Consider the following 22,811-nt stretch of genomic DNA (forward strand, 5'->3'; position numbering starts at 1 on the left):
TCAACGGCAAATCCCATGGCACGAAAACCGACCCAGCAGCGAGCGATCGCCACCTATGAGAAGCTGCTCGATGCGGCGGGGGCGCTGCTGGAGGAATTGGGGGTGGAGCGGATTTCGACCAACCTCGTGGCCGAGCGCGCCGGGGTCAGCCCGCCGACGCTCTACAACTATTTCACCGACAAATACGACCTGCTGGCCGCGCTGGGCGAGCGGCTGATGGAGCAGCAGAATGCGCTGGTCGTGCTCGATCCCGCGCAGGACGAAGCGGCGCTGGCGGCCTCTCTGGTCGAACATGTGCGGGTGACGTTGGCCTACCCGGGCGGGCCGTGGGTGATGCGCATGCTCCGCGCCGTGCCGCAACTGGCGGAGGTGCGGCTCGCCTCGCATCGCAGCGTCGCCGCGCAATTGGTCGAGGCCCTGCTGGTGCGCGACCCTGCGCTCGATCGGGCCATCGCCGAGCGCCGGGCGCGGCTGGCGGTCGAGTTTGGCTATGCCGCGGTCGAACTGGTGTTCGACGAGGACGGCCGGGATGTCGACGCCATCATGCGTGACACCGCCCGCGCCATTCGCGGCTTGCTGGACCTGCGACCATAGGCGAAGCCCTAGCGCTGCCGCAGCCAATGCTGTTAGGTTCTGCGCGATGAGCCCCACCGACCATCCCAAGCGCGTGCTCCTGTTCGGGGCGAGCGGCACCATCGGGCAGGCCGTGGCGCAGGAACTGGCCCGCGCCGGTCATGCCGTGACCTGCGTGGTGCGCAGCGATCCGGGCGAGAGCGCCTTTCCCGGCTGCGCGGTCCGTGTCGCGGAGGTGACGGCCGGGGGCGTGGATGATGCCTTTGCCGGTGACATTGAGGGTGCTGGCTTCGACGCGGTCATCTCCTGCCTCGCTTCGCGCAGCGGCACGGCGGAGAATGCACGGAAGGTCGATTACGCCGCCAACAAGGCCGTGCTTGACGCGGCCCGGCGGCATGGCGCGGCGCACATGATCCTGCTCTCCGCCATCTGCGTCCAGCGGCCGCTGCTGGCGTTCCAGCACGCCAAGCTCGCCTTCGAGCAGGAGCTGCGCGCAAGCGGCCTGACCTGGACCATCGTGCGCCCGACCGCCTTCTTCAAGTCGCTCTCGGGCCAGGTGGCGCGGGTGGCGGCGGGCAAGCCCTTCCTGCTGTTCGGCAATGGCGAGCTGACCCGGTGCAAGCCGATCAGCGACGGCGACCTGGCGCGGTATATCGTCGCCTGCCTGGGCGATCCGGCGCGGCACAACCGCGTGCTCCCCATCGGCGGCCCCGGCCCGGCCATCAGCCCGCGCGAGCAGGGCGCAATGCTGTTCGAACTGACGGGCAAGCCACCCCGCTATCGCAGCGTCCCTGTGGGGGTGTTCACTGTGGCAGCAACCGTGCTGGGCGCGCTCGGCAAGCTCTCGCACTGGGCGGCGGAGAAAGCCGAATACGCCCGCATCGCGCGCTACTACGCCACCCAGTCGATGCTGGTGCTGGACCCCGCGAGCGGTGAGTATAGCGAGAGCGCAACGCCGGAGACGGGTTCGGAGACGTTGCGGGAGCACTATGCGGGGATTCTGAGTGAGCGCTAACCATCTGCGGATGGATCAGCGAGTTCCAGCAGCGCATTGTTTGAAAGTTTGATCCTGCAAACCGCTGGCCAAAGCTCAAACAGAACTTGATGTCGCGTTCGCGGAATTGGTCACGCTAATTGGCTACATGCAATTCGACATATCGATGCTGTTCAGCACCATGCACCGCCACATGGTTTTGGACGTATAGAGCCTTCGCCTCGGCCGCTATGCGATTGTCATCGGCAATCGAGATGAAAGCTAGCGCGCTGTCGACATAGCCGAACGCAAACGCACCGCGGGGGCGAACAGTCAGCCGGTACTCCCTGCCGGCGGAGAGCTTGACATCGGTGCGATAGAAGAAGCGGTTCCCGGGATCGAGATTGGCTTGCCCGTCCTTCCATATCCGCACATTGCCTACGCCCGTGTCCGACCAGTTGGCGTGCCACATGATGGTCCCCGACCCGAGGAAATTATTGGTGGATAGCGAGATGGTTGCCAATGTCGAGGTTCCGGCTGGGGCATCGCGAAAGTAATCGGCAGTGAACTCCGAAATCTGTCCGGGGATATCGAGCAGCATGAAATAGGCGTTGCCATCTGCGGTGGCATAACCGCGCGCAGCATCCACCAGTGCGGTGGCGAAGGCAGGACCGGACACGACCCACTTGATCGGGCCAACACTTCGTCCTGCCAGCGGGCCGCCATCGGTGCTGAAATCGTCCTGCAGGAGTAACCGTTGATTGGGAATCAGATCGAGCCGCTCGAAATGAGCAGGGTCTGCATCGGGCGTAACTCCATGCGGTGCATGTGCCGCAAAGGCGAAATACAGCGCGCCATTGTACTCCACGAGGTCCCGTTCGGCATACGAGGCGGAGTCTGCAAAGAGCTCTTTCCACTGCGAAATGCTCAAAAGGCTGGCTAGCACCGGGTCGGTGCTGGTCGGCGCGGGTGTCGGCGTGGGGGTGGGAGATGGTGTCGGTGTCGGTGTGGGACTTGGCGTGGGGCTGGGTGATGGCGTGCCGGAGGTCGGCGGGGGGCTGGAACCGTCGCCTCCACAACCACTCGCCAGCAGCGCTATGGCCGCAGTTGCGCCAAGTAATGTCCTCAAGACCCTGTCCCCCTGTAACGCGATCATTGGCGACCTGATCTTGCTTTGCGGGGCACGGATGCATGATTCGATATATGGTCTAGAGTAACAGAGCCCAACAAAAGAGAAAGGGGGCGCGAGATCGGAATTTGTAAAATTTTCGCCGGAGACGTCCGCCAAAAGAATCCGGATGTCAGTACCCCTATCCTGCCGGATTCCCCTCAGCCCGGCTCCCGATTTTCCAACATCGCCACCTTCCGCTCATGCCAGCGTCGCTCTTTCCCATCGTCAGCCCTGCACAAGGACCAGCACAGCGGCGCAAGGCCCTAGCCCCCGCTACAGCCACGAGAATCCCGCCCGCCGCTATGGGGTTTTGGTGTGAGCCCTTCGACAAGCTCAGGACAGGCTTCGCGTCACTTTTCACCGGTTTCCCGGTGCAAGATCGCCCCTAAACCCGCGCCAGCGCTCGCTCGAACGCTGCCAGTGCGGTGTCGATATCGCTGTCGTCCAGGGCAGAGGACATCTGCGTGCGGATCCGTGCCTTGCCGCGCGGGACCACGGGGAAGGAGAAGGCGGTCACATAGACGCCTTCGGCCATCGCCTCCTGCGCAAACCGCGCCGCCTTGTCGGCTTCGTAGAACATGATCGGGATGATCGGATGTTCGCCCGGGATCAGGTCGAAGCCGATCGCCTCCAGCCCCTCGCGGAACCGCTTCGTGTTGCGCATCAGCTTCTCGCGCGCTTCGCCGCGGCGGACCACTTCCATTGCCTTGAGCCCGCCCGCGACCACCGGCGGGGCGACGGTGTTGGAGAACAGGTAGGGGCGCGAACGCTGGCGCAGCAGCGCGACGACTTCCTTCCTGGCCGAGGTATAGCCGCCGCTCGCCCCGCCCAGCGCCTTGCCCAGCGTGCCGGTGGTGATGTCCACCCGGTCCATGCAGCCGCGATATTCATGCGTCCCGCGCCCGCTCGCGCCGAGGAAGCCGGTGGCGTGGCAGTCGTCGAAGTGGACCAGCGCGCCGTATTTCTCGGCCAGGTCGCAGACCTCGTCGAGCCGGGCGATGTGGCCGTCCATCGAGAACACGCCGTCGGTGGTGATCAGCTTGAACCGCGCGCCTGCCACATCGGCCGCCTTGAGCTGTTCCTCGAGGTCGGCCATGTCGTTGTTCTTGTAGCGATAGCGCTGCGCCTTCGACAGGCGAATGCCGTCGATGATGCTGGCGTGGTTGAGCTCGTCGGAAATGACTGCGTCTTCCGCGCCCAGCAGCGTCTCGAACAGACCCCCGTTGGCATCGAAGCAGCTGGGATAGAGGATGGTGTCTTCCATCCCGAGGAAGTCCGACAGCTCGGCCTCGAGCTCTTTGTGGATGTCCTGCGTGCCGCAGATGAAGCGGACCGAGGCCATGCCGAAGCCGCGCTCGTCCAGCCCCTCGCGCGCCGCCGCCATGATCTCGGGATTGTTGGCGAGGCCGAGGTAGTTGTTGGCGCACAGGTTGATCAGCTCGCGCCCGTCCACCGTCACCGTCGCATCCTGCTGCGAGGCGATGCGGCGCTCGTTCTTGGTCAGGTTCTGCGCTTCGATCGCGTCCAGTTCGGCCTGCAGATGGGCCCGGAAGTCGCCGTACATTTGGTTCTACTCCCAGTTGAGGACGACCTTGGCCGCTTCGCCCGAAAGCATCGCGGCAAAGCCCTGCTCGAAATCGTCCGCCTTGAAGCGGTGGGTGATGATCGGGGTCAGGTCGAGCCCGCTCTGGATGAAGACCTGCATCTTGTACCAGGTCTCGAAAATCTCGCGGCCATAGACGCCCTTGAGCGTCAGCATGTTGAAGATGACCTTGTGCCAGTCGATCCGCACGTCGCCCGCCGGCAGCCCGAGGATGGCGATCTTGCCGCCGTGCGCCATGTTGTCGACCATCGAAGCGAAACCGGCTTCGCTGCCCGACATCTCCAGCCCGACGTCGAAGCCTTCGGTCATGCCGAGATCGGCCTGCACCTGCTTCAGATCCTCGCGCCCGACATTGACGGTGCGGGTCGCGCCCATTTTCGCGGCAAGCGCCAGGCGGTCGTCGTTGAGGTCGGTGATGACGACATGCCGCGCCCCGGCATGGCGGCAGACGGCAGCGGCCATGATCCCGATCGGCCCGGCGCCGACCACCAGCACGTCCTCGCCCAGCACGTCGAACTGCAGCGCGGTGTGGACGGCATTGCCATAGGGATCGAACAGCGAAGCGACATCGAGGTCGATCTTCGGATCGTGAACCCACACATTGGCGGCGGGAAGAGCGAGGTACTCGGCAAAGGCGCCCGGGCGGTTGACCCCGATCCCTTCGGCATGGGCGCACATGTGGCGGCGGCCCGCCATGCAGTTGCGGCAGCGGCCGCAGACGACGTGCCCTTCGCCCGAGACGATCTGGCCGGGGTGGAAATCGTTGACGTTGGACCCGGTCTCGACAATCTCGCCGACGAATTCATGGCCCACGATCATCGGCACCGGAATGGTCTTCTGGGCCCATTCGTCCCACTTCCAGATATGCACGTCGGTACCGCAGATGGCGGTGCGGCGAACCTTGATCAGCACATCGTTGATGCCGATGGCGGGAACGGGAACGTCTTCCATGGTCAGCCCGATCCCGGGCTTGGACTTGACGAGGGCCTTCATTCAAAACTCCTCAATATTGGCTGGCCGATGAGGCTTTGGGGGGATGCCAGCACAGCGTGACCGGTTGCCCTTGGGCCGCATCGTCCGATGGAACTGGACCACCACCTTGCCGGCCTGGCAGGTTGGCGCGGACCCTTGCGGGGCCCGTCTCTCGATGCAGGAACGCATGCACGTTCCGTGGCGCTCCCAATAATGGACGCCGCGCAGGTAGCAAGCGGCAAATGGTCGTTACGGCGCGGCCGTTTCATTGCCTCCGGGCGGCACTGCTTGGCGCGGGTTCTGGCCGGGCCTATATCGGCCCTGAAGGAGTTGCTCCCATGACCAAGACCGATCTACCGTTGGCCGAAGCTGCGGCGCAGATCTCGCGGGCGCAGCGTGACGTGCAGCGGCGCCCAACCATTGCCGGATTTTTCGACGAATCGACCTTCACCGTCAGCTATGTCGTCAGCGATCCCGCCACCGGTGGCGCAGCGGTGATCGATTCTGTGCTTGATTACGATGCGGCGTCAGGCCGGACCTCGTTTGCCTCGGCAGACCGGATCGTCGAGTATGTCGAGCGGAATGGGCTGACGGTCGATTGGCTGATCGAAACCCATGCCCATGCCGATCATCTCTCGGCCGCGCCCTATCTGCAGGACAAGCTCGGCGGCCGCCTGGCCATCGGGGCCGAAATCGTGCGGGTGCAGGAAGTGTTCGGCAAGCTGTTCAACGCCGGGACCGAGTTCCAGCGCGACGGTTCGCAGTTCGACCGGCTGTTCACCGATGGCGAGACTTTTCGCATTGGCGAGCTGGAAGGGATCGCGCTGCATGTGCCGGGGCATACGCCAGCCGACATGGCCTTCATCATCGGCGACGCGGCCTTCATTGGCGACACCATGTTCATGCCCGATTATGGCACCGCGCGGGCGGATTTCCCCGGCGGCGACGCGGGCCAGCTCTACCGCTCGATCCGCCGCCTGCTGTCGCTGCCAGGCGAGACGCGGCTGTTCCTGTGCCATGACTACAAGGCGCCGGGGCGCGACGTGTTTGCGTGGGAAACCACCGTCAGCCAGCAGCGCGAAGGCAATGTCCATGTCCGCGACGGGGTGAACGAAGACGAATTCGTCGCTATGCGCACCAGCCGCGACAAAACCCTGGCAATGCCCAATCTCATCATGCCCAGCGTCCAGGTCAACATCCGGGGCGGGCACTTGCCAGAGCCGGAGGACAATGGCGTGAGCTACATCAAGATCCCGGTAAACGCCCTGTGATACTGCCCGGATATCCTGAAGCCGCCCCGCTCGGCGGTTTGGCCGGCGGAGTGCTGATCGGCCTCGCGGCGGCGCTGATGCTGCTCGGCGCCGGCCGGATCGCCGGAGTTTCGGGAATTGCCGCGCGGGCCACCGGGATATCCGGGGGCAATATGGCGACATCAAGCGCATGGCTGTTCCTGTTGGGCCTGCCGCTCGGCGCGCTGGCAGTGATGATGTTCAAGGGCGGGCTTGAAGCCAGCTTCGCCAGCCCGCTGGTGTTGGTGCTGGCAGGTCTGCTGGTCGGCATCGGCACCAGACTGGGCAGCGGTTGCACCAGCGGCCATGGTGTCTGCGGGGTAAGCCGCCTGTCGCAGCGTTCGCTGGTGGCAACGGCCAGCTTCATGGCGGCAGGGATCGCCACGGTCGCTGCGATGAATGCCCTCGGCTGGGATGTTTTGTCATGATCCGCCAGTTCGGCCCGCCTCTCGTATCCGGCGCGTTGTTCGGTTCGGGATTGGCGCTGGGCGGAATGACCGATCCCGCACGGGTGCGTGGTTTTCTCGACATTTTCGGCCGCTGGGACCCGACTCTCGCTTTTGTCATGGGCGGGGCAGTATTGGTGATGGCAATGGCCTGGCGCATTCAGCGGCGCATGGTGCGCCCGCTCTTCGGAGCCGCATTTGCCTTGCCTGACCGGGGCGATCTGACGCCCCGGCTTATCGGCGGCTCGGCGCTGTTCGGAGTTGGCTGGGGTATCGCCGGATTATGTCCGGGGCCAGCTTTGGCTGCGCTTGTGATCGAGCCCGTTTCAGCCGCTATCTTCATTGCCGCGATGCTGGCGGGCATGGTTATTTCCGAACGGTTCGTGCCTTAAGTCCACCGGTGGACATAAGCGCGATATTGCGGCACATGGTGAGCCTGCGCTGACGAGGGAGAACCATGCGCCTGAATCCGTTCGAGACCGTGAAGGAAGATGTGGCGCTTTCGCCGCGCGTCTCGGACGAGGTCAAGACCTCGACCTGCTACATGTGCGCCTGCCGCTGCGGCATCAAGGTCCACCTCAAGAACGGCCAGATCCGCTATATCGAAGGCAATCCCGATCACCCGGTCAACAATGGCGTCCTCTGCGCCAAGGGCAGCGCCGGGATCATGCATCAGCGCTCGCCGGCCAAGCTGACCAAGCCGCTGCTGCGCACGGGCGAGCGCGGCTCGGGCGAGTTTCGCGAGATCGAGTGGGACGAAGCACTCGGACTGGCGACCCAATGGCTGGGCGAAGTGCGGCAGCGCGATCCGTCGAAGCTGGCCTTCTTCACCGGGCGCGACCAGTCGCAGTCGCTGACCGGCTGGTGGGCGAGCCAGTTCGGCACCCACAACTATGCTGCCCATGGCGGGTTCTGCTCGGTCAATATGGCGGCCGGCGGGCTCTACACGCTGGGCGGGGCGTTCTGGGAATTCGGCGAGCCCGACTGGGAGCTGACCAGGTATCACATGATGTTCGGCGTGGCCGACGATCACGATTCCAATCCGATCAAGATGGGGCTGGGCAAGCTCAAGACGCGGGAGGGGACCAAGTTCGTTTCGGTCAATCCGGTCCGCACGGGCTACAGCGCCATCGCCGACGAATGGATCGGCATCCGCCCCGGCACCGACGGACTGTTCCTGTTCGCGATCATCCACGAGCTGCTCCGCGCCGAGAAGATCGATTTTCCCTACCTCGCCCGTTACTCCAACGCCCCGTGGCTGGTGATCTGCGAGCCGGGGGCGCCTGACGATGGGCTGTTCCTGCGGCACGAGGACGGCCAGCCGCTGGTCTGGTGCCTCGACGAGAATCGTGCGCGGCGCGCCAATGCGGTGCACCGTACGCCAGCCTTTGCGGGGGAGCGCGAGGTCAATGGCCGCAGGGTCGTGCCGAGTTTCCAGTTCCTCGCCGAACGCTATCTCGATCCGCAGTATACGCCCGAGGCGGTGGCGGAAACCACCGGGGTCCCGGCCGAGACGACCCGCCGCATCGCCGCCGAACTGGCCGAGGTCGCCTTCGAGCAGGAGATCGTCATCGACCAGCCTTGGACCGATAGCTGGGGCCGCAAGCACAAGCAGATGGTCGGCCGCCCGGTCAGCTTCCACGCCATGCGCGGCATCTCGGCGCATTCCAACGGTTTCCACACCTGCCGCGCGATCCACATCCTGCAGGCGCTGCTCGGCAGCGTCGATGTGCCGGGCGGCTGGCGCTACAAGGCCCCGTTTCCCAAGCCGATCCCGCCCGGCATCAAGCCGGCCTGGCCGCAGGCCGAGGCTGGCGTGCCGCTCAATGGCCCACCGCTCGGCTTCCCCAAATCGCCCGAGGACCTGGTGGTCGATCATCACGGCGAGCCGCTGCGGATCGACAAGGCCTATAGCTGGGAGCACCCGCTGGCGCTCCACGGACTGATGCACATGGTGCTGCATAATGCGGCGAAGCAGGACCCCTACGGTATCGATGTGCTGTTCCTGTTCATGGCCAATATGGCCTGGAACAGCGCGATGAACGTGCCCGACACGCTGGGCTATTTCACGGCGAAGCGTGAGGATGGCGAGTATGTGATCCCGAAGATCATCTATTCCGATGCCTTCTGGTCGGAGACGGTGCCCTATTGCGACCTGATCCTGCCCGACACGACCTATCTCGAACGGTTCGACTGCATCTCCATGCTCGACCGGCCGATCAGCTCGGCCCACGGCGGCGGGGATTCGATCCGCCAGCCGGTGCTGGAGCTCGACCGCGATGTGCGTCCGTTCCAGACCGTGCTGCTCGACCTCGGCGCGCGGCTTGGCTTGCCGGGCATGACCAATGCCGACGGTTCACCCAGATATCCGGGGGGGTACGAGGACTATATCGTCAACCACGAACGTGCGCCGGGTGTGGGGCCGTTGTCGGGCTGGCGGGGCGAGGATGGCAGCAAGTCCGGCGTGGGGGAAGTGAATCCGGACCAGATACTGCGCTATATCGAGAACGGCTGTTTCTGGCATGAAGAGCTGCCCAAGGCGGCGCAGTTCTTCAAGTTCGCCAACCGCCAGTACCTTGAATATGCCGAGAAAATGGCGTGGATCGGCCATGCCGACCCGATCGTGTTCCAGCTTTACAGCGAGGATCTGCAGAAGTTCCGCCTCGCCGCACGCGGGCACGGTGCGGTGCTACCGCCCGAGGAGCACCGCCAGCGCATCGACACCTATTTCGACCCGCTGCCGATCTGGTACCAGCCCTTCCTCGAAGCGCAGGAAGGCGGCGACGAATTCCCGATCCATGCGCTGAGCCAGCGGCCCATGCACATGTACCACAGCTGGGGCAGCCAGAACGCCTGGCTGCGGCAAATCACCTCGGCCAACAAGCTGCATGTCCACCGCACATTGGCAGCGCAGCACGATCTTGCCGACGACGACTGGGTCTGGATCGAGAACCCGCGCGGCCGGGTCAAGGCACAGGTCAAGCTGGTGACCGGGGTGAACGAGAACGTGGTCTGGACCTGGAACGCTATCGGCAAGCGCAAGGGGGCCTGGGCGCTCGACCCGGGCAGCCCCGAGATGACCCGCGGGTTCCTCTTGAACCACATCATCACTGAAATGCTGCTGCCGGAGAAAGGCTCGCCGGCCTACTCCAACTCCGACCCCGTCACCGGCCAGGCGGCGTGGTACGATCTGCGCGTCCGCCTGCGCAAATGTGCGGTGCATGAGGCGGGCGAAACTGAGCCGATGTTCGAGCCGCTGGCGCGCTACAAGCGCGCGCCGGAGGGGCCCTCCGACTTCGGTAAAGCGCTGAAGGGGGAGCCCGCATGACCAGCCTCCCCAAATGCACCGACAAGAAGCTCGGCCTCGTCATCGATCTCGATATCTGCGTCGGCTGCCATGCCTGCGCGGTCAACTGCAAGGAATGGAACACCGCGGGCAAGAGCGCGCCGCTGACAGACTATGACCCATACGGCAAGAAGCCCGACGGGGTCTGGTTCAACCGCATCCATACCTATGAGACCACCGACGAGGCGGGGCAGGGTCAAACGGTCCACTTCCCCCGTTCGTGCCTGCACTGCGAGGATGCGCCCTGCGTCACCGTGTGCCCGACCGGTGCCAGCTACAAGCGCACCGAGGACGGCATCGTGCTGGTCAACGAGGATATCTGCATCGGCTGCAAGCTCTGTTCGTGGGCCTGCCCCTATGGCGCGCGCGAATATGACGAGCAGGAGGGCGTGATGAAGAAATGCACGCTCTGCATCGACAAGATCTACAACGAGACCCTGCCCGAGGCGAGCCGCGTCCCGGCCTGCGTCTCGACCTGCCCCTCGGGCGCGCGCCATTTCGGCGATCTGGGCGATCCGGACAGCGACGTGTCGAAACTGGTCGCGGCGCGGGGCGGCTACGACCTGATGCCGGAACAGGGCACGAAGCCGGTCAACAAGTACCTGCCCCCGCGCCCGCGCCAGCGAGGCGAGGACGGGAAGGCGCCGCGCATGCTCGATCACGCCGAAGCAACGGACGGCGCGGGCCTGATCGCCCGCTGGGTCGACAAGATCCTTTCGTGAAAGTCTGAACGATGCATCCGGCGAAATCCGTGATCTTCTTCACCACCGCCAGCGGTGCCGGCTATGGCATGATGATCTGGCTGGCCGTGCTCGCCGCATTGGGCATCCTGCCGCAGGACATGGCCTTCGGCCTCGTCGCCTTTGGCCTCGGCTTCGCCCTGATCATCGGCGGTCTGCTGTCCTCGACCTTCCACCTCGGCCATCCGGAACGCGCCTGGCGGGCGCTGTCGCAGTGGCGCTCGAGCTGGCTCTCGCGGGAAGGGGTAGCGGCGATCCTGACCTTCATTCCGCTCGGCCTGTTCGCGCTGACGTGGATCTTCGGGCTGGCCCCTCCGCAGGTCGCGGCCGCACTGGGCGTTGCAGGTGCCGCGATGAGCCTCCTCACGATCTTCACCACCTCGATGATCTATGCTTCGCTCAAGACCATTCCGGCCTGGCACAATGGCTGGACCGTCGCAGGCTATCTGGTGCTTGGGCCGATGAACGGGGCGGCTATCCTCACATTGCTGCTTTATGCGTTCGGACAAGACGCTGCGGCGGCGCTCGCGACCTTGATTGCGCTAGTGCTGCTTTTTGCAGGCTTGATCGTGAAGGCGGCCTACTGGAACCACATTCACGGTGGGCCGCCTCTCAGCACCATCGGCTCTGCCACCGGCCTCGGCCACCTCGGCAAGGTCGAGATGACGGCTAGCCCCCACGACATGGACAACTACCTGCTGCGCGAGATGGGCTTCCGCATTGCCCGCAAGCACGCCGACAAGTTGCGACGGATCGCCATGCTGCTCGGTTTCGTCGTGCCGATCTTTTCGGTTTGCGGGGCGATCGGCGTGGGCGAGCCAGCCGTAGCTCTGGCCCTGTCGCTTGTCGCTGTCATCTCTTGCCAGATCGGCATCACCTGCGAACGCTGGCTGTTCTTCGCCGAGGCGAGGCATGCCGTAACCCTCTATTACGGCGAGCAGGCCGTCTGAGCGAAGATTCGGTTCATCCCCGCACAGGCATCGGGCGAATAGAGGCCCACTCCACTCGATTCGTCGCAATAATCCTGCCCGATTGACTCTGTCACAACTTCGCCAGACCGATTGATTTGCTTGCGCATTTATCGCGATTAGCCAACCCTCCGGCCGCTCGATCCATCGCAACCGTGTTGGCAAAAGAACCGAATCGGAGTAATTCTGCGCACGCAATCGCAGGATTGCCAACAGCGGCACAGGGAGCAGCTCGGCATGGGGACACCGGCTCTGCTTTCCACCACGAACCGACTTACGACGGGGTTGCGCACTACTTGTCCGGCACCGGAGCGATCGGCTCCGGTCCAAGGAAAGAACGTCGATCGCAGGCAGCCAGGTCTTTTGGCAGGTACGTCTTGGGGTGGGAATGCAGAACGGACCGGTCCCCGATATCGTCATTATCGATGATGACATGCTGCACGCGCGGCATTTGGGCAGGATTGCCTCTGCGCATCATCTTGCCTGTTCCCATATCGGCACCAGCGAGAATGCCCTTGCTCACGCGCCCGCAGCGCGCATGGCGCTGATCAACAGTGGTAACAATCCCGATGTCGTGCGCCGGATCACAGCGCGCCACCCGGGCATGACCACTATCGTCCTGGGCGACCGCGACCGCGCCGACCATGTCGTCGATTGCCTGCGCGCCGGGGCCAGCGACGTGCTCCCCACCGACCTCTCGCATCCGGAGGCGCTCGCACGGCTCAAGCAGCATTTCGGCGAGTGCCGTCCGCGCGAAGGGGCTGCGGACCCGAAGGCGGGCGGCGATCTGGGACTGGCCGGGGAAAGCCGCGCCATGGAACGCATTCGCGAACGCATACGGCTGCTCAGCCACGGCGATACCACTACCCTGATCGAGGGGCCGACCGGCGTGGGCAAGGAACTGGTGGCGCTCGCCCTGCATCGCCAGAGTCGCCGCCGCACCGGACCGCTGATTGCGGTCAATTGCGGCGCGATTCCTGACGACCTGATCGAAGGCGAATTCTTCGGCTACGAGAAAGGCGCCTTCAGCGGTGCAGTCAATTCCTACCCGGGCAAGCTGGCGCTGGCGCATGGCGGCACGCTGTTCCTCGACGAGATCGGCGAACTGAGCCTGTCCGGGCAGGTCAAGCTGCTGCGCGCCATCGAGGCCCGCCAATGCTATCGCCTGGGCGGGCGGCAGCCGCACGACTTCGACATCCGCATCATCGCGGCGACCAATCGCAAGCTGGAGGACGAAGTCGCCGCCGGGCGCTTCCGCAGCGATCTCTATTACCGCATCGCGGTCGCCCGGATCGAAGTGCCTCCGCTGGCCGCCAGACCTGACGATATCGTCCCGCTGGCGCGTTTTTTCCTGAGCGAATTTTCCTCCGCTGCAGGTCCGGTTCCCGGCTTGCGTGAAGACGCGAGCAAGCTGCTGCGGAGCCACGGCTGGCCCGGCAATGCGCGCGAATTGCGCAATGCCATCGAGGTTGCCCTCCTCGGTTGTATGGACAGTCAGCTCTCGGCGGGTGATTTTGCCCTGGATCGCAAGGTTCCGTGTGCCGGCAATGTTCCGTCGGAACGAGCACCCGCTCACGCGTTGACCGCCAGCGCGATCGATCGTGCCTTGCAGGGCTGCCGTGGCAACAAGAGCGAGGCCGCGCGCCAGCTCGGCTGTTCGCGCATGACCTTGTACCGCCACCTGCATCGCGGATAGACATCCCCGAAAATCAGGCTGCCCCAGCGCACCGGCTTCGCGGCGGCGCAGCTGTGTCACAGTCGGGGCTGTCACATGTTCGATACGTACCATGTGACACTGCTCCTGTGACACTCTCCCGAGAATTGCATGGCTGAGTCAATGAAGTGGATTCTGGCACGGCGTTTGCTCCGCTGTCCCCGCGCACAACCGCGCAGGGGAGGGAGAGCCGGCCACCGTGTCCGACGACGAGGAGCACTCCGCGCGAGCACGAGAAGCCGCTTCCAGCGTCGATGACGCGCGGGTCTATTTCAACCATTGCACCGTCAATCTTTCGCTGACGACGGCGGAACTCGATTTTGGCCAGGCGTCCGAAGCCGATCAGTCGGTCCGCGTGACCAGCCGGATGATCACTTCGCCCAGCTATTTCCGCCAGATGGGCGCGCTCATCCGTGCCGAGTGCGCACGCTACGATGCGACCTACGAGCAAGGTTCCGAGGGTCATCGACCCGAGGCGGAGGGCTGAGCGATGGCGGGATTTTCGGCAGCCTATTCGGTCGGGGAATCGCTGGTCCAGTACCTGCGCAACATCTATCCGGCCACATTGCGCGCCGATCATCCGTGCCGGTTCGAGCTGGCCAAGAGCGCCGACTTTGCCGAGGCCGACAGCTTCACCGAGAACACGATCTCGCTGTTCCTGTATCGCATGTCGATTGCGCAATATCTGCATCCGGCAGGCTCGGGCCGCAAGAACCCGCCGACCGCGCGCGCCCTGCCGCTCGACCTCCATTACATGGTCACGGTCTGGTCGGACTCGAAGCACACCGAACAGATGTTGATGGCCTGGGTGATGGCGCAGCTGCACTGGAACCCCAACCTGGATGCCTCGACGCTGATGCAGGTCGGCGGCTGGCGCAATGACGAGAGCATCCAGATCTCGCCGACCAACATCACGCAAGAAGACCTGTGCCGGATCTGGGACGTGATGGAGCCGACTTACCGTCTCTCCACCACCTATGTCGCCCGCGTCGTGCATATCGATGCGCCGCCGGCGGACGATGCGCCCAATGTCATCGCCACCCGCTTCGAACATGCCCAGATGCAAGGGGAGGACGCCTGATGCTCGCGCCTTCGCGCTCCTTGCTCGACCGCCGGGTGCTGGCCGCGCTGGAGCTGGTCGATGCAGCGACAGCGGAGCGGATCACCGCACCATTGGTGCTCTCCTCGCCAAGCCTCAGCTTCGTCCGCAACCGCGCCGGGCTGTTCGTGATCAACGCGATGGTGCCGCGTACCGCGCAGGAGCGCCAACTGGCTGAACACCTGCTGGCCTTCGATGCAGCCCCCGCGGGTCTCGCCATCGGGGCACTCAGCTTTCCCATCACCATCACCGATCCGGGCGGGCGCTATGTCCCCCGCATCGTATCCGTCGCCTTGCCGCGCGGCCCGGTGGCTGGTGAAGCGATCCAGGTCAGGATGTTCGCCGGGCCCGCGGCGCGTGTGGGCCAGAACTGGTCGGGCGTCCGCGCTTCGCTCAAGCGCAAGGTCGGCAGCGCCACCGAACCCCTCGCCGGTGCGCGGATCAGCCTGCTGCGGGCGAGCGACGACCAGCTGCTCGGTAGCGGCATCGCCGACGAGCGTGGCGAGGTGCTCGCGCTCGCGGTCGGCATCCCGATCATAGACTTCACGACCTCTCCTCCGCCCCCGCCTCCGCCGCCGCCCCCGGGCGGTGGAGGTGGCGGCGGCGGCGGCGGCGGGGGTGGCGGCGGTGGTCCCCCGCCACCGCCTGCCCCGGTCGGGACCAAGAAAGTCGTCACCAAGCTGCTCATCGAAACCGCTCCGGGCCGTCCATGGCCGACCGACCCGGACACGATCACTGCCTCCGGCCAGCAATGGGTGCCCGTCAGCGGGAGCCTGCCGACTGTCGAGCTGGAGACTGGCCGCATTCTCGCGGACGGCCTCGGCTTCACGCTGAAACTCAAGCCATAGGAAACGAAAGGTCCTGTCATGCCTGAATATCTAGCTCCTGGCGTCTATGTCGAAGAGACTAGCTTTCGCGCCAAGTCGATCCAGGGGGTGGGCACCAGCACCACCGCCTTCGTCGGGCCGACCCGCAAGGGCCCCCTCGGCATGGTTTCCGATGTCATCACAAGCTTCGGCGAGTTCGAGCGGATCTATGGCGGGCTGGCCAATCTGCGGATCGGGACCACCGATACGCCCAACTATATGGCGCATGCGGCCAAGGCCTTCTTCGATAACGGCAGCGGGCGGCTCTACGTCGCGCGAACATTTACGGCGCGCCAGATAACCACGCCTTCGACCCGCACAATCGAGGCCAATTCCGCAAGCGCCAATGTCGTCGATTCCGGTGACGCGACCGTCGCCAGCTTCCGCGCCCGCTCGCCGGGATCGGGTCTCAACGGCTTTGTCCTCGCGTACCAGAAGCTGACCCCGGCTACGGCCACTACGCTCAATGCCGCGCCGACCGGTTCGATGGTCCAGTCCGGCGGCAGCAACTATTTCGTCAAGGCGGCGGACGGAGTGTGGAACGTCGAGGCACCGATTGGGGACGGAACGGACGCGCTCGATCTGGGGGCGGTGCCCGCCGATGCCCGGCTTGTCACAGTAAACCTGGAGATCCGGCCCGGAGCCGGAAGTGCCGACGACGATGCCGAGGGCGGACCGATCGTTATCGAGGGCCTCGGTCTCGGTCCCGGCCATCCGAGGCGTTTGGCCGACGCCCTGCCGCGCAACCCGACCAGCCGGGGCGCGGCTCTGGCGCAGCCATATTGGTTCGACGACGATCCCGACCCGACTGCCCACGCGCTGCGCGCAGCGCTGTTCGGCGACGATGACGAAGTCAGAGTGCCATACCAGCTTACCGGCGGGGTCGATGGCGATGCCAGCGTGACCAGCGACGCCGACCCGCAAAACCTCAGTTACGAGGAAGCGCTCGCATTGGTCGAGGAAGTGAGCGATGTCGCCATCGTCGCTGCACCCGGCAGCTCGGCCAACAGCGGCGCCGCTGCTGGCACCCGCCTTGCGCTGATCTCGCATGCGGAACGGATGCGCTATCGTATTGCCGTGCTGGACACGCAGGCCGGGGCCTCGGTCGGCGATGCCCGCGATGTGCGGGCGGCGATCGATAGCAAATATGCCGCGCTCTATTATCCGTGGGTTGTCGTTCCGAATCCGTCGGCCCGGCCGTCGGACGACACGATCCCCAAGGAACTGGTGTTGCCGCCATCAGGCTTCATTTGCGGCATCTATGCCCGCAACGACATCCAGCGCGGGGTGTGGAAGGCGCCCGCCAACGAAGTCGTGCGCGGGGCGCTGCGGTTCGAGCGCGAGTTGTCCAAGGGCGAGCAGGAAGTGCTCAATCCCGAAGGCATCAACTGCCTGCGCAGCTTTTTCGGCCGCGGCAACCGGGTATGGGGCGCGCGCACCATCAGCAGCGATCCCGAGTGGATCTATGTCAACGTGCGGCGCTACTTCAACTATGTCGAGAACTCGATCGACCGTTCCACCCAATGGGCGGTGTTCGAACCCAACGGGCCGGCGCTGTGGTCCAACATCACGGACACGATTTCGTCCTTCCTGTTCGCCGAATGGCGTTCGGGCGCGCTCCTCGGCGCGACCCCGGAAGAGGCCTATTTCGTGCGCTGCGACCGCTCGACCATGACCCAGGCCGATTTGGATAACGGCCGCCTGATCTGCGAGATCGGCATCGCCGCGATCAAGCCAGCCGAATTCGTCATCTTCCGCATCGGTCAGAAGACCGCCGATGCCACGAGCTAAGGAGGTAAATCATGCCTGACCGCAACGCACCCTACAACGCCTTCAACTTCACTGTCGCTTTCGGCAACGGCGATATCGAGGGCGGATTCTCCGAAGTTTCGGGGCTCGGCACCGAGATCACCGTCGCCGAGTATCGCAACGGCAGCGACAAGCGCAATGTCGTCACCAAGATCCCCGGCATGTTCAAAGTGTCCGATGTGACGCTGAAACGCGGGATCATCAATTCCGACGCTGTCTTCCAGATGTTCAAGAACCTCCAGGACGGCAAGGTCGAGGATGCCAAGCAGACCGTCACCGTCACGCTGATGGATGAGACCGGGGCCAACGCCGTGCAGAAGTGGGTCCTCATCGACTGCTTCCCGACGAAGTACACCGGCCCTTCGCTCTCGGCCAAGGGTGGCGGCGATGTCGCCATGGAGGAACTGGCGCTGTCGGTCGGCGATATCCGCTACGAACAGGTCGCCTGAAGGGCCTGACTGGTGGACGTTCCCGGCATCAGCTTTCTCGACGCGCCCGTCGCTGCGGCAGCGGACCCCAACCGCATGGATATCGCCATGTTCGTGGGCTTCCTGCCGCTGCGGGCGGGTGACGAGGGCTTGCGGGCACGAAATGTCGTTGCTGCACGGCTGGCGCGGCAGGGCTGGGCGGCCAGGGCCAACGACACGCTGACCGATGTCCCGGTGCGGGTGACCTCGATCGAGGAAGTCGAGCAGTTGTTCGACACCGGCGGCAGGATGGATCGGCACGCGATCGTCCGCTCGCGTCCGCTGCCTGACAGCGTCGAGTTGCCAGAGGGCGGTTTGCTGTTCGTGGTCAATCTCGACGGCAGCGATCAGCGGGTCGAACTGACGGCGGGCAGCTTCACCAGGGTGCAGTTGAGAGACTTGCTCAATGCGGCCCTCGGCGGGATTGCCGTGACCATCGACCCGGTGCTCAACGGAACGGCAGCGCTGGTTTTCCGCCGCCTCGGAGCGACCCCCGGTTCGCTGACGGTCTATACCCACACAGCGCTTGGCTTCCCGGTCGCAGCCACTGCCGCCTCGCAAGCGGTCGGTGCGCCGATGGGGGTAGCGCTGCGCAGCTTTTTTACCAGCGGCGGGCGCGAGGCGGTGATCGTTCGGATGGGTGATCCCGTGCCGCTGTTTGCCCGCGAGCGCGGCCGTGTGAACGCATTGGCGACGCTGGTAGGCGGGGAATACGGCGCCGGGGCGGCATCGCTGGCCGACCTGCTCGGCACGGTCCTGCCGCAACTCCCAGCCGAATTCCCGACCCGCGATCCCTGGCATGGCCTGGCGCATCTTCACGGCTTGCAGGACATCGCGTTGGTCCTGCTGCCCGATCTGCCCGATCTCGTCGCAACGGTACCCGCACTGGTGCCCGAGACCGAGACCTCGCCCCGACCCAGGGAGACCTTCGCCCCCTGCGCGCCCGAGCCGCCCGCGACCATCAACGGCGCGATCCGGCAAGCGCGCCCTGCCTCGGTCAATGCCGGGGGGCTGGAGCTGTGGTCGCGTATCGTGGTCTGGGCAGCGGAGCAGGTCGAGCGGATCACGCCCGAGGCCATGGTCGTCACTGCGCTACCCTTGGTGGACGAGGATGCGGAGGTGCTGACGGCGCACGAGGCGCTCGGGGTCGTGACCTCGGGCAATGGCGGACAGGGCATGGCCCACCGCCAACTGCAAATCGCCGCGCCCTGGATTGCCAGCAACGAAGCGCGCGACATGCCTGCCGGGGCCAGCCCTGCCGACGGCCTGCTGGCGGGACATATCGCTGCCTCCACCTTGGCGAGCGGGGCCTGGCGGACCGTGGCTGGGCGCACCCTTGCACCTTCACAGCGGCCCTATGCCGCGCCTACCATGCTGGGTTTCGACACGTCCCCGCAGCTCAGCGTCATCGGCTACGGCGTGCGCGGGCCGACGATCCTGTCCGACCGCACGACCGATCCGGGCAGTTTCAACCAGGCCAATATCCGCCGCCTGACGGGCCTGATCCTGCGCGCCGCCCGGCACCGGGGCGAGACTGCCGTGTTCGAGGCAAACGGCAACCGCTTCTGGCGCGATGTCGCCATGTCGATCACCACGCTGATGCGGCAATTGCATTCGGCCGGGGCACTGCGGGGGCTGACCGAGCCCGAAGCCTTCGATGTGCAGTGCGGTCCGCAGACCATGTCGCAGGCCGATATCGACGCCGGACGCGCCATTGCCGAGGTCACGTTCGCGCCTTCGCACTCGCTCGAATTCATCGAGATCAGCCTGCTCGCCGCCTCGGGCAGCATCGAGCAGCGGAGGGCGGGCGCATGAGCTTCCTGCCGCTGTTCCGCTTCCGCGTCGATTTTCATGCGACCACGCTCGATGATCCGAGTTCCGGCGCGGCGCAGCCGGTCTGTTCGGGCCAGTTCTCCGAAGTCAGCGGCTTCGAAGCGAGCATGGAGCCTTTCACCATCACCGAAGGCGGGCGCAACTGGGGCGAGATCCACCGCGTGGGTCCGACCAATTTCGCCACGCTGGTGCTCAAGCGGGGGATGACGGCTGACCACGGATTGTGGACCTGGTTTCACGGCGTTGCCTCGGGTTCCTACGCCTACCGCCTCAACGCTACCGTCGTGATGTTGGGCGCGGACGAGGACATCGGCGGTGCGGGCACCATGGCGTGGGAATTCGCCAATTGCCTGCCGATCAAGCTCAAAGGCGCCGACCTCTCGTCATCGTCCAGCGAGATCGGGATCGAGGAGCTCCACCTCAACCATGAAGGCATGCAACTGGTGCCGGGAGGTGCGGCATGACCGCCGATGCCGGGCAGGGCGTGACCGTGGCCAAGGCCAAACTGAAGCCGTGCACCGACCAGAACGGCGCGCAGTTGTCCGATAGCGCCAAGGATGCGGCGGCGGTCGAAGTCCAGTTCAATCCCGAAACGCTCGACATCACCCTGTCGAATAATTTCAAGGAAAGCAGCGGCGACAGCCCCACCCAGCTGGTTGACGAAGCCTCGGCCCAGCTCAGTCTCGAGCTGCAATTCGACACCACCGACAGCGGCCTCGACGTGCGGCAGAAGACGCATCAGGTGGCCAAGTTCCTAAAGCCCCTCGACACCACCATGGCAGTCGAACGGGGCGATCCGCTGCCACCGCCGATGGTGGTCGAGTTCGACTGGGGGGCAATCGTCTTCCAGGGCTACATGGACAGCTATTCGGAGACGCTGGAGTTCTTCTCCCATGACGGCGTGCCATTGCGGGCCAAGGTCTCGATCTCGCTGACCCAGCAGGAACGCAGCTTCGATCCGCGTCAGGGGCAGGACAGCGCCGGCAATGACACCGGCCCGTTTTCCAGCGACGGGGTCAGCAGCGATCCCTTTGCATCGGGCGCAGTCGAGCAGGATGTCGATCCCGACGCGCCGATGGACAATGCTGCCGCAGCCGCCAACGGCATCGAGGATGCGCGCCAGCCCGGCGTCGACAAGGTCGCCTTGCCGGAGAAGTCGGGGGGCCAGTTGGGCCGGGGTCCGGCGGCCTTTGCCCAGGCCGGGGCCAGCCTTGGTGGGGGCCTGAGCGCCGGGATTGGCGCCGGGATTGGCGGCGGTATCGGCGGCGGGATTGGCGGCGGTATCGGTATTGGCGGCGGCGCCGGGATCGGATTCGGTGCCTCGGGCGCCGCCGGGATGGATTTCGGCGCATCCGCGGGCATCGGTTTCGGTGCGAGCGCAGGGGCAGGCTTCGGAGCCGGCGCAGGCGCAAGCTTTGGCGCAGGCGCGAGTTTCGGGGTCGGTGCATCACTAGGCGCAGGTTTCACCGGCGGCACCGCCGCTGCCTTTGCGGGACTTTCGACCAAGCCGCCCAAGCTCGAGCTGAAGCCGGCCACCCTCGGCACCTTCAACGCCGCTACCACCGCCACCACCGGCACCGCCTCGCTCGGCGGCTCGCTCAAGGCGAGCGCGGGCGGCAGCCTGTCGGCCAAGGTCGGCACGTCGATCACCTTCGGAGAGGGCTGAAGCCATGCCGATCATCATCGAGGAAGTCACCGCCGAAGCGATCAAGCCGGTCGCGCCGGTGCGCAGCGCCCAGCCTCCAACCGAACAGCCCGGCGATGCCAAGCCGGATATGCGTCAGGTCCAGGCCCAGATCCGCCGCGCCGAGGCCCGGGCCCAGCGCCTCCGCGCCGATTGAGGAAAGGACACGATGAACGCGCCTGCCGAGTCCCTGCTGTTCTACAACGCCGTCCCCCGGCTCGAAGTGGACGGCGAGGAAGACGTGATGGCGGCGATGCTGCTGCAGTCGATGGAAATGAGCGAGAGCGAAGGCGGCATGTCTTCGCTCGAAGTGGCGTTCAAGAACGCCGCCAATGTCGAGAACGCGGGCAATGAAATGCCGTTCGAGACGTCCTCCAACACCAAGCTCACGCTGGGCAAGGAAGTGCGGGTGGTGACCGGGCCGAACCACGATCCGCAGGAGGTCTTCATCGGCCAGATCACCGGGGTGGAGCTGGTGCTGGACGGGGCCAGTGTCCCGACATTGGTGATTCTGGCAGAAGACAAGCTCCAGACTGCAAGACTGAAGCGCCGGACCAAGCTGTTCAGCGATACGACGCTGGGCGGGTTGGTCGATACGGTGGCGCAGGAAAGCGGGCTGACGGTTGTCGCCGCGCAGCTCGACAATGCCATTGCGCAGGAATTCCAGGCCAACGAGACCGACCTCGGCTTCCTGCGCCGGGTCTGCGCGCGGTTCGATGTCGATTTCCAGATTGTCGGCAGCGAACTGCATATCTCGCCCCGCGCGCTGGTCGATCGCGGCAGCAAGGCGGTCGAATTCGGGCAGACGCTGACCTGCTTTCGCGCGCTCGCTGATCTCGCCGAACAGGTCAGCGAAGTGACGCTGGCCGGCTGGGATCATGCCGCCAACGCCGGGTTCGATGTCACCAGCGGAGCGGGAGTGCAGTCGGGCGAAGGCGAGGGGCGCAAAGGCAGCGAATTCCTCGCCGAGCATTTCTCGCCGCGTTCCGAACATATCGGCGAGATCGCGGTATCCTCGCAGGAGGAAGGGCAGGCCATTGCGGATGCGATGCATTCGGCCCGCCAGCGCCGCTTCGTCAGTGCCGAGGGTACCGTCACCGGCGATCCGGCCCTGCGCGTCGGCACGCTGCTGGAAGTGACCGGGGTCGGGCCGAGGTTCGAGAACAAATACTACGTCACCCACGCGCAGCACCACTTCAGCCGCGCCGATGGTTACACCACCGACTTCCGCGCCGAATGCGCATTCTGGAGGGGCTGA

Annotated in this window: 22 protein-coding genes and 1 riboswitch; of the genes, 19 read left to right on the forward strand and 3 right to left on the reverse strand. The window is 65.2% G+C overall.

The window, feature by feature from the left end:
* Positions 1-15 precede the first annotated feature (15 nt).
* A complete protein-coding gene (locus LY632_RS05320) occupies positions 16-594 on the forward strand; it encodes a TetR/AcrR family transcriptional regulator (protein ID WP_234092767.1) in 579 nt (192 codons plus the stop codon).
* Between the two features lie 46 nt (positions 595-640).
* The gene (locus LY632_RS05325) at positions 641-1,588 is read left to right on the forward strand and encodes an NAD(P)H-binding protein (RefSeq protein ID WP_234092768.1); all 948 of its coding nucleotides are present in this window, start codon (positions 641-643) and stop codon (positions 1,586-1,588) included.
* Between the two features lie 115 nt (positions 1,589-1,703).
* Here LY632_RS05325 and LY632_RS05330 read toward each other — a convergent pair whose 3' ends face one another.
* From LY632_RS05330 to tdh, 3 genes are all read right to left on the reverse strand, one after another.
* Positions 1,704-2,702 (reverse strand): hypothetical protein, encoded by a 999-nt coding sequence (locus LY632_RS05330; protein WP_234092769.1) that lies wholly within the window; start codon positions 2,700-2,702, stop codon positions 1,704-1,706.
* Between the two features lie 400 nt (positions 2,703-3,102).
* Positions 3,103-4,281 carry a glycine C-acetyltransferase gene (gene kbl, locus LY632_RS05335; RefSeq protein ID WP_234092770.1) on the reverse strand — a complete coding sequence of 393 codons (1,179 nt, stop codon included), beginning with the start codon at positions 4,279-4,281 and terminating at the stop codon, positions 3,103-3,105.
* Between the two features lie 6 nt (positions 4,282-4,287).
* Complete coding sequence (gene tdh, locus LY632_RS05340) at positions 4,288-5,313, reverse strand: L-threonine 3-dehydrogenase (protein WP_234092771.1); 1,026 nt, start codon at positions 5,311-5,313, stop codon at positions 4,288-4,290.
* Positions 5,314-5,363: 50 nt separating this feature from the next.
* A riboswitch (SAM-I-IV-variant riboswitch) is annotated at positions 5,364-5,476 on the reverse strand.
* Between the two features lie 154 nt (positions 5,477-5,630).
* Here tdh and LY632_RS05345 point away from each other — a divergent pair.
* The 17 genes from LY632_RS05345 to LY632_RS05425 all read left to right on the forward strand — a co-directional run bounded on the left by LY632_RS05345 (position 5,631) and on the right by LY632_RS05425 (position 22,811).
* A complete protein-coding gene (locus tag LY632_RS05345; RefSeq protein WP_234092772.1) occupies positions 5,631-6,563 on the forward strand; it encodes an MBL fold metallo-hydrolase in 933 nt (310 codons plus the stop codon).
* Positions 6,560-7,009, forward strand: a complete 450-nt coding sequence (locus LY632_RS05350; protein ID WP_234092773.1) for a YeeE/YedE family protein — start codon at positions 6,560-6,562, stop codon at positions 7,007-7,009. Before LY632_RS05345 ends, LY632_RS05350 begins: the two co-directional genes overlap by 4 nt.
* Positions 7,006-7,419, forward strand: a complete 414-nt coding sequence (locus LY632_RS05355; RefSeq protein ID WP_234092774.1) for a DUF6691 family protein — start codon at positions 7,006-7,008, stop codon at positions 7,417-7,419. Before LY632_RS05350 ends, LY632_RS05355 begins: the two co-directional genes overlap by 4 nt.
* A gap of 65 nt (positions 7,420-7,484) precedes the next feature.
* Entirely contained in the window at positions 7,485-10,355 is a 2,871-nt protein-coding gene (locus tag LY632_RS05360; protein ID WP_234092775.1) for a molybdopterin oxidoreductase family protein, read from the forward strand.
* The gene (locus LY632_RS05365; protein ID WP_305040828.1) at positions 10,352-11,095 is read left to right on the forward strand and encodes a 4Fe-4S dicluster domain-containing protein; all 744 of its coding nucleotides are present in this window, start codon (positions 10,352-10,354) and stop codon (positions 11,093-11,095) included. The genes LY632_RS05360 and LY632_RS05365 overlap by 4 nt, the downstream gene beginning before the upstream one ends.
* Positions 11,096-11,124: 29 nt before the next feature.
* Positions 11,125-12,063 carry a DmsC/YnfH family molybdoenzyme membrane anchor subunit gene (locus tag LY632_RS05370; protein WP_234092776.1) on the forward strand — a complete coding sequence of 313 codons (939 nt, stop codon included), beginning with the start codon at positions 11,125-11,127 and terminating at the stop codon, positions 12,061-12,063.
* A gap of 406 nt (positions 12,064-12,469) precedes the next feature.
* Positions 12,470-13,777 carry a sigma-54 dependent transcriptional regulator gene (locus tag LY632_RS05375; RefSeq protein WP_234092777.1) on the forward strand — a complete coding sequence of 436 codons (1,308 nt, stop codon included), beginning with the start codon at positions 12,470-12,472 and terminating at the stop codon, positions 13,775-13,777.
* Between the two features lie 217 nt (positions 13,778-13,994).
* Positions 13,995-14,282 (forward strand): DUF3467 domain-containing protein, encoded by a 288-nt coding sequence (locus LY632_RS05380; protein ID WP_234092778.1) that lies wholly within the window; start codon positions 13,995-13,997, stop codon positions 14,280-14,282.
* A gap of 3 nt (positions 14,283-14,285) precedes the next feature.
* Positions 14,286-14,876 (forward strand): DUF4255 domain-containing protein, encoded by a 591-nt coding sequence (locus tag LY632_RS05385; protein ID WP_234092779.1) that lies wholly within the window; start codon positions 14,286-14,288, stop codon positions 14,874-14,876.
* The gene (locus tag LY632_RS05390) at positions 14,876-15,742 is read left to right on the forward strand and encodes a hypothetical protein (RefSeq protein WP_234092780.1); all 867 of its coding nucleotides are present in this window, start codon (positions 14,876-14,878) and stop codon (positions 15,740-15,742) included. The genes LY632_RS05385 and LY632_RS05390 overlap by 1 nt, the downstream gene beginning before the upstream one ends.
* 18 nt (positions 15,743-15,760) lie before the next feature.
* Entirely contained in the window at positions 15,761-17,551 is a 1,791-nt protein-coding gene (locus LY632_RS05395) for a phage tail sheath subtilisin-like domain-containing protein (RefSeq protein ID WP_234092781.1), read from the forward strand.
* Between the two features lie 11 nt (positions 17,552-17,562).
* A complete protein-coding gene (locus LY632_RS05400; protein ID WP_234092782.1) occupies positions 17,563-18,018 on the forward strand; it encodes a phage tail protein in 456 nt (151 codons plus the stop codon).
* Positions 18,019-18,030: 12 nt separating this feature from the next.
* Positions 18,031-19,851 carry a hypothetical protein gene (locus tag LY632_RS05405; protein ID WP_234092783.1) on the forward strand — a complete coding sequence of 607 codons (1,821 nt, stop codon included), beginning with the start codon at positions 18,031-18,033 and terminating at the stop codon, positions 19,849-19,851.
* A complete protein-coding gene (locus tag LY632_RS05410; protein ID WP_234092784.1) occupies positions 19,848-20,333 on the forward strand; it encodes a phage tail protein in 486 nt (161 codons plus the stop codon). The genes LY632_RS05405 and LY632_RS05410 overlap by 4 nt, the downstream gene beginning before the upstream one ends.
* Positions 20,330-21,535, forward strand: coding sequence for a hypothetical protein (locus LY632_RS05415; protein WP_234092785.1), 1,206 nt, complete (start codon positions 20,330-20,332; stop codon positions 21,533-21,535). The genes LY632_RS05410 and LY632_RS05415 overlap by 4 nt, the downstream gene beginning before the upstream one ends.
* A gap of 4 nt (positions 21,536-21,539) precedes the next feature.
* Positions 21,540-21,710 (forward strand): hypothetical protein, encoded by a 171-nt coding sequence (locus LY632_RS05420; protein WP_234092786.1) that lies wholly within the window; start codon positions 21,540-21,542, stop codon positions 21,708-21,710.
* Positions 21,711-21,722: 12 nt separating this feature from the next.
* Positions 21,723-22,811: a phage late control D family protein gene (locus LY632_RS05425; protein ID WP_234092787.1), complete on the forward strand. Its 1,089-nt coding sequence runs from the start codon at positions 21,723-21,725 to the stop codon at positions 22,809-22,811.

Source organism: Erythrobacter sp. SDW2, from assembly GCF_021431965.1.
In the GTDB taxonomy this organism is placed as follows: Bacteria; Pseudomonadota; Alphaproteobacteria; order Sphingomonadales; family Sphingomonadaceae; genus Parerythrobacter.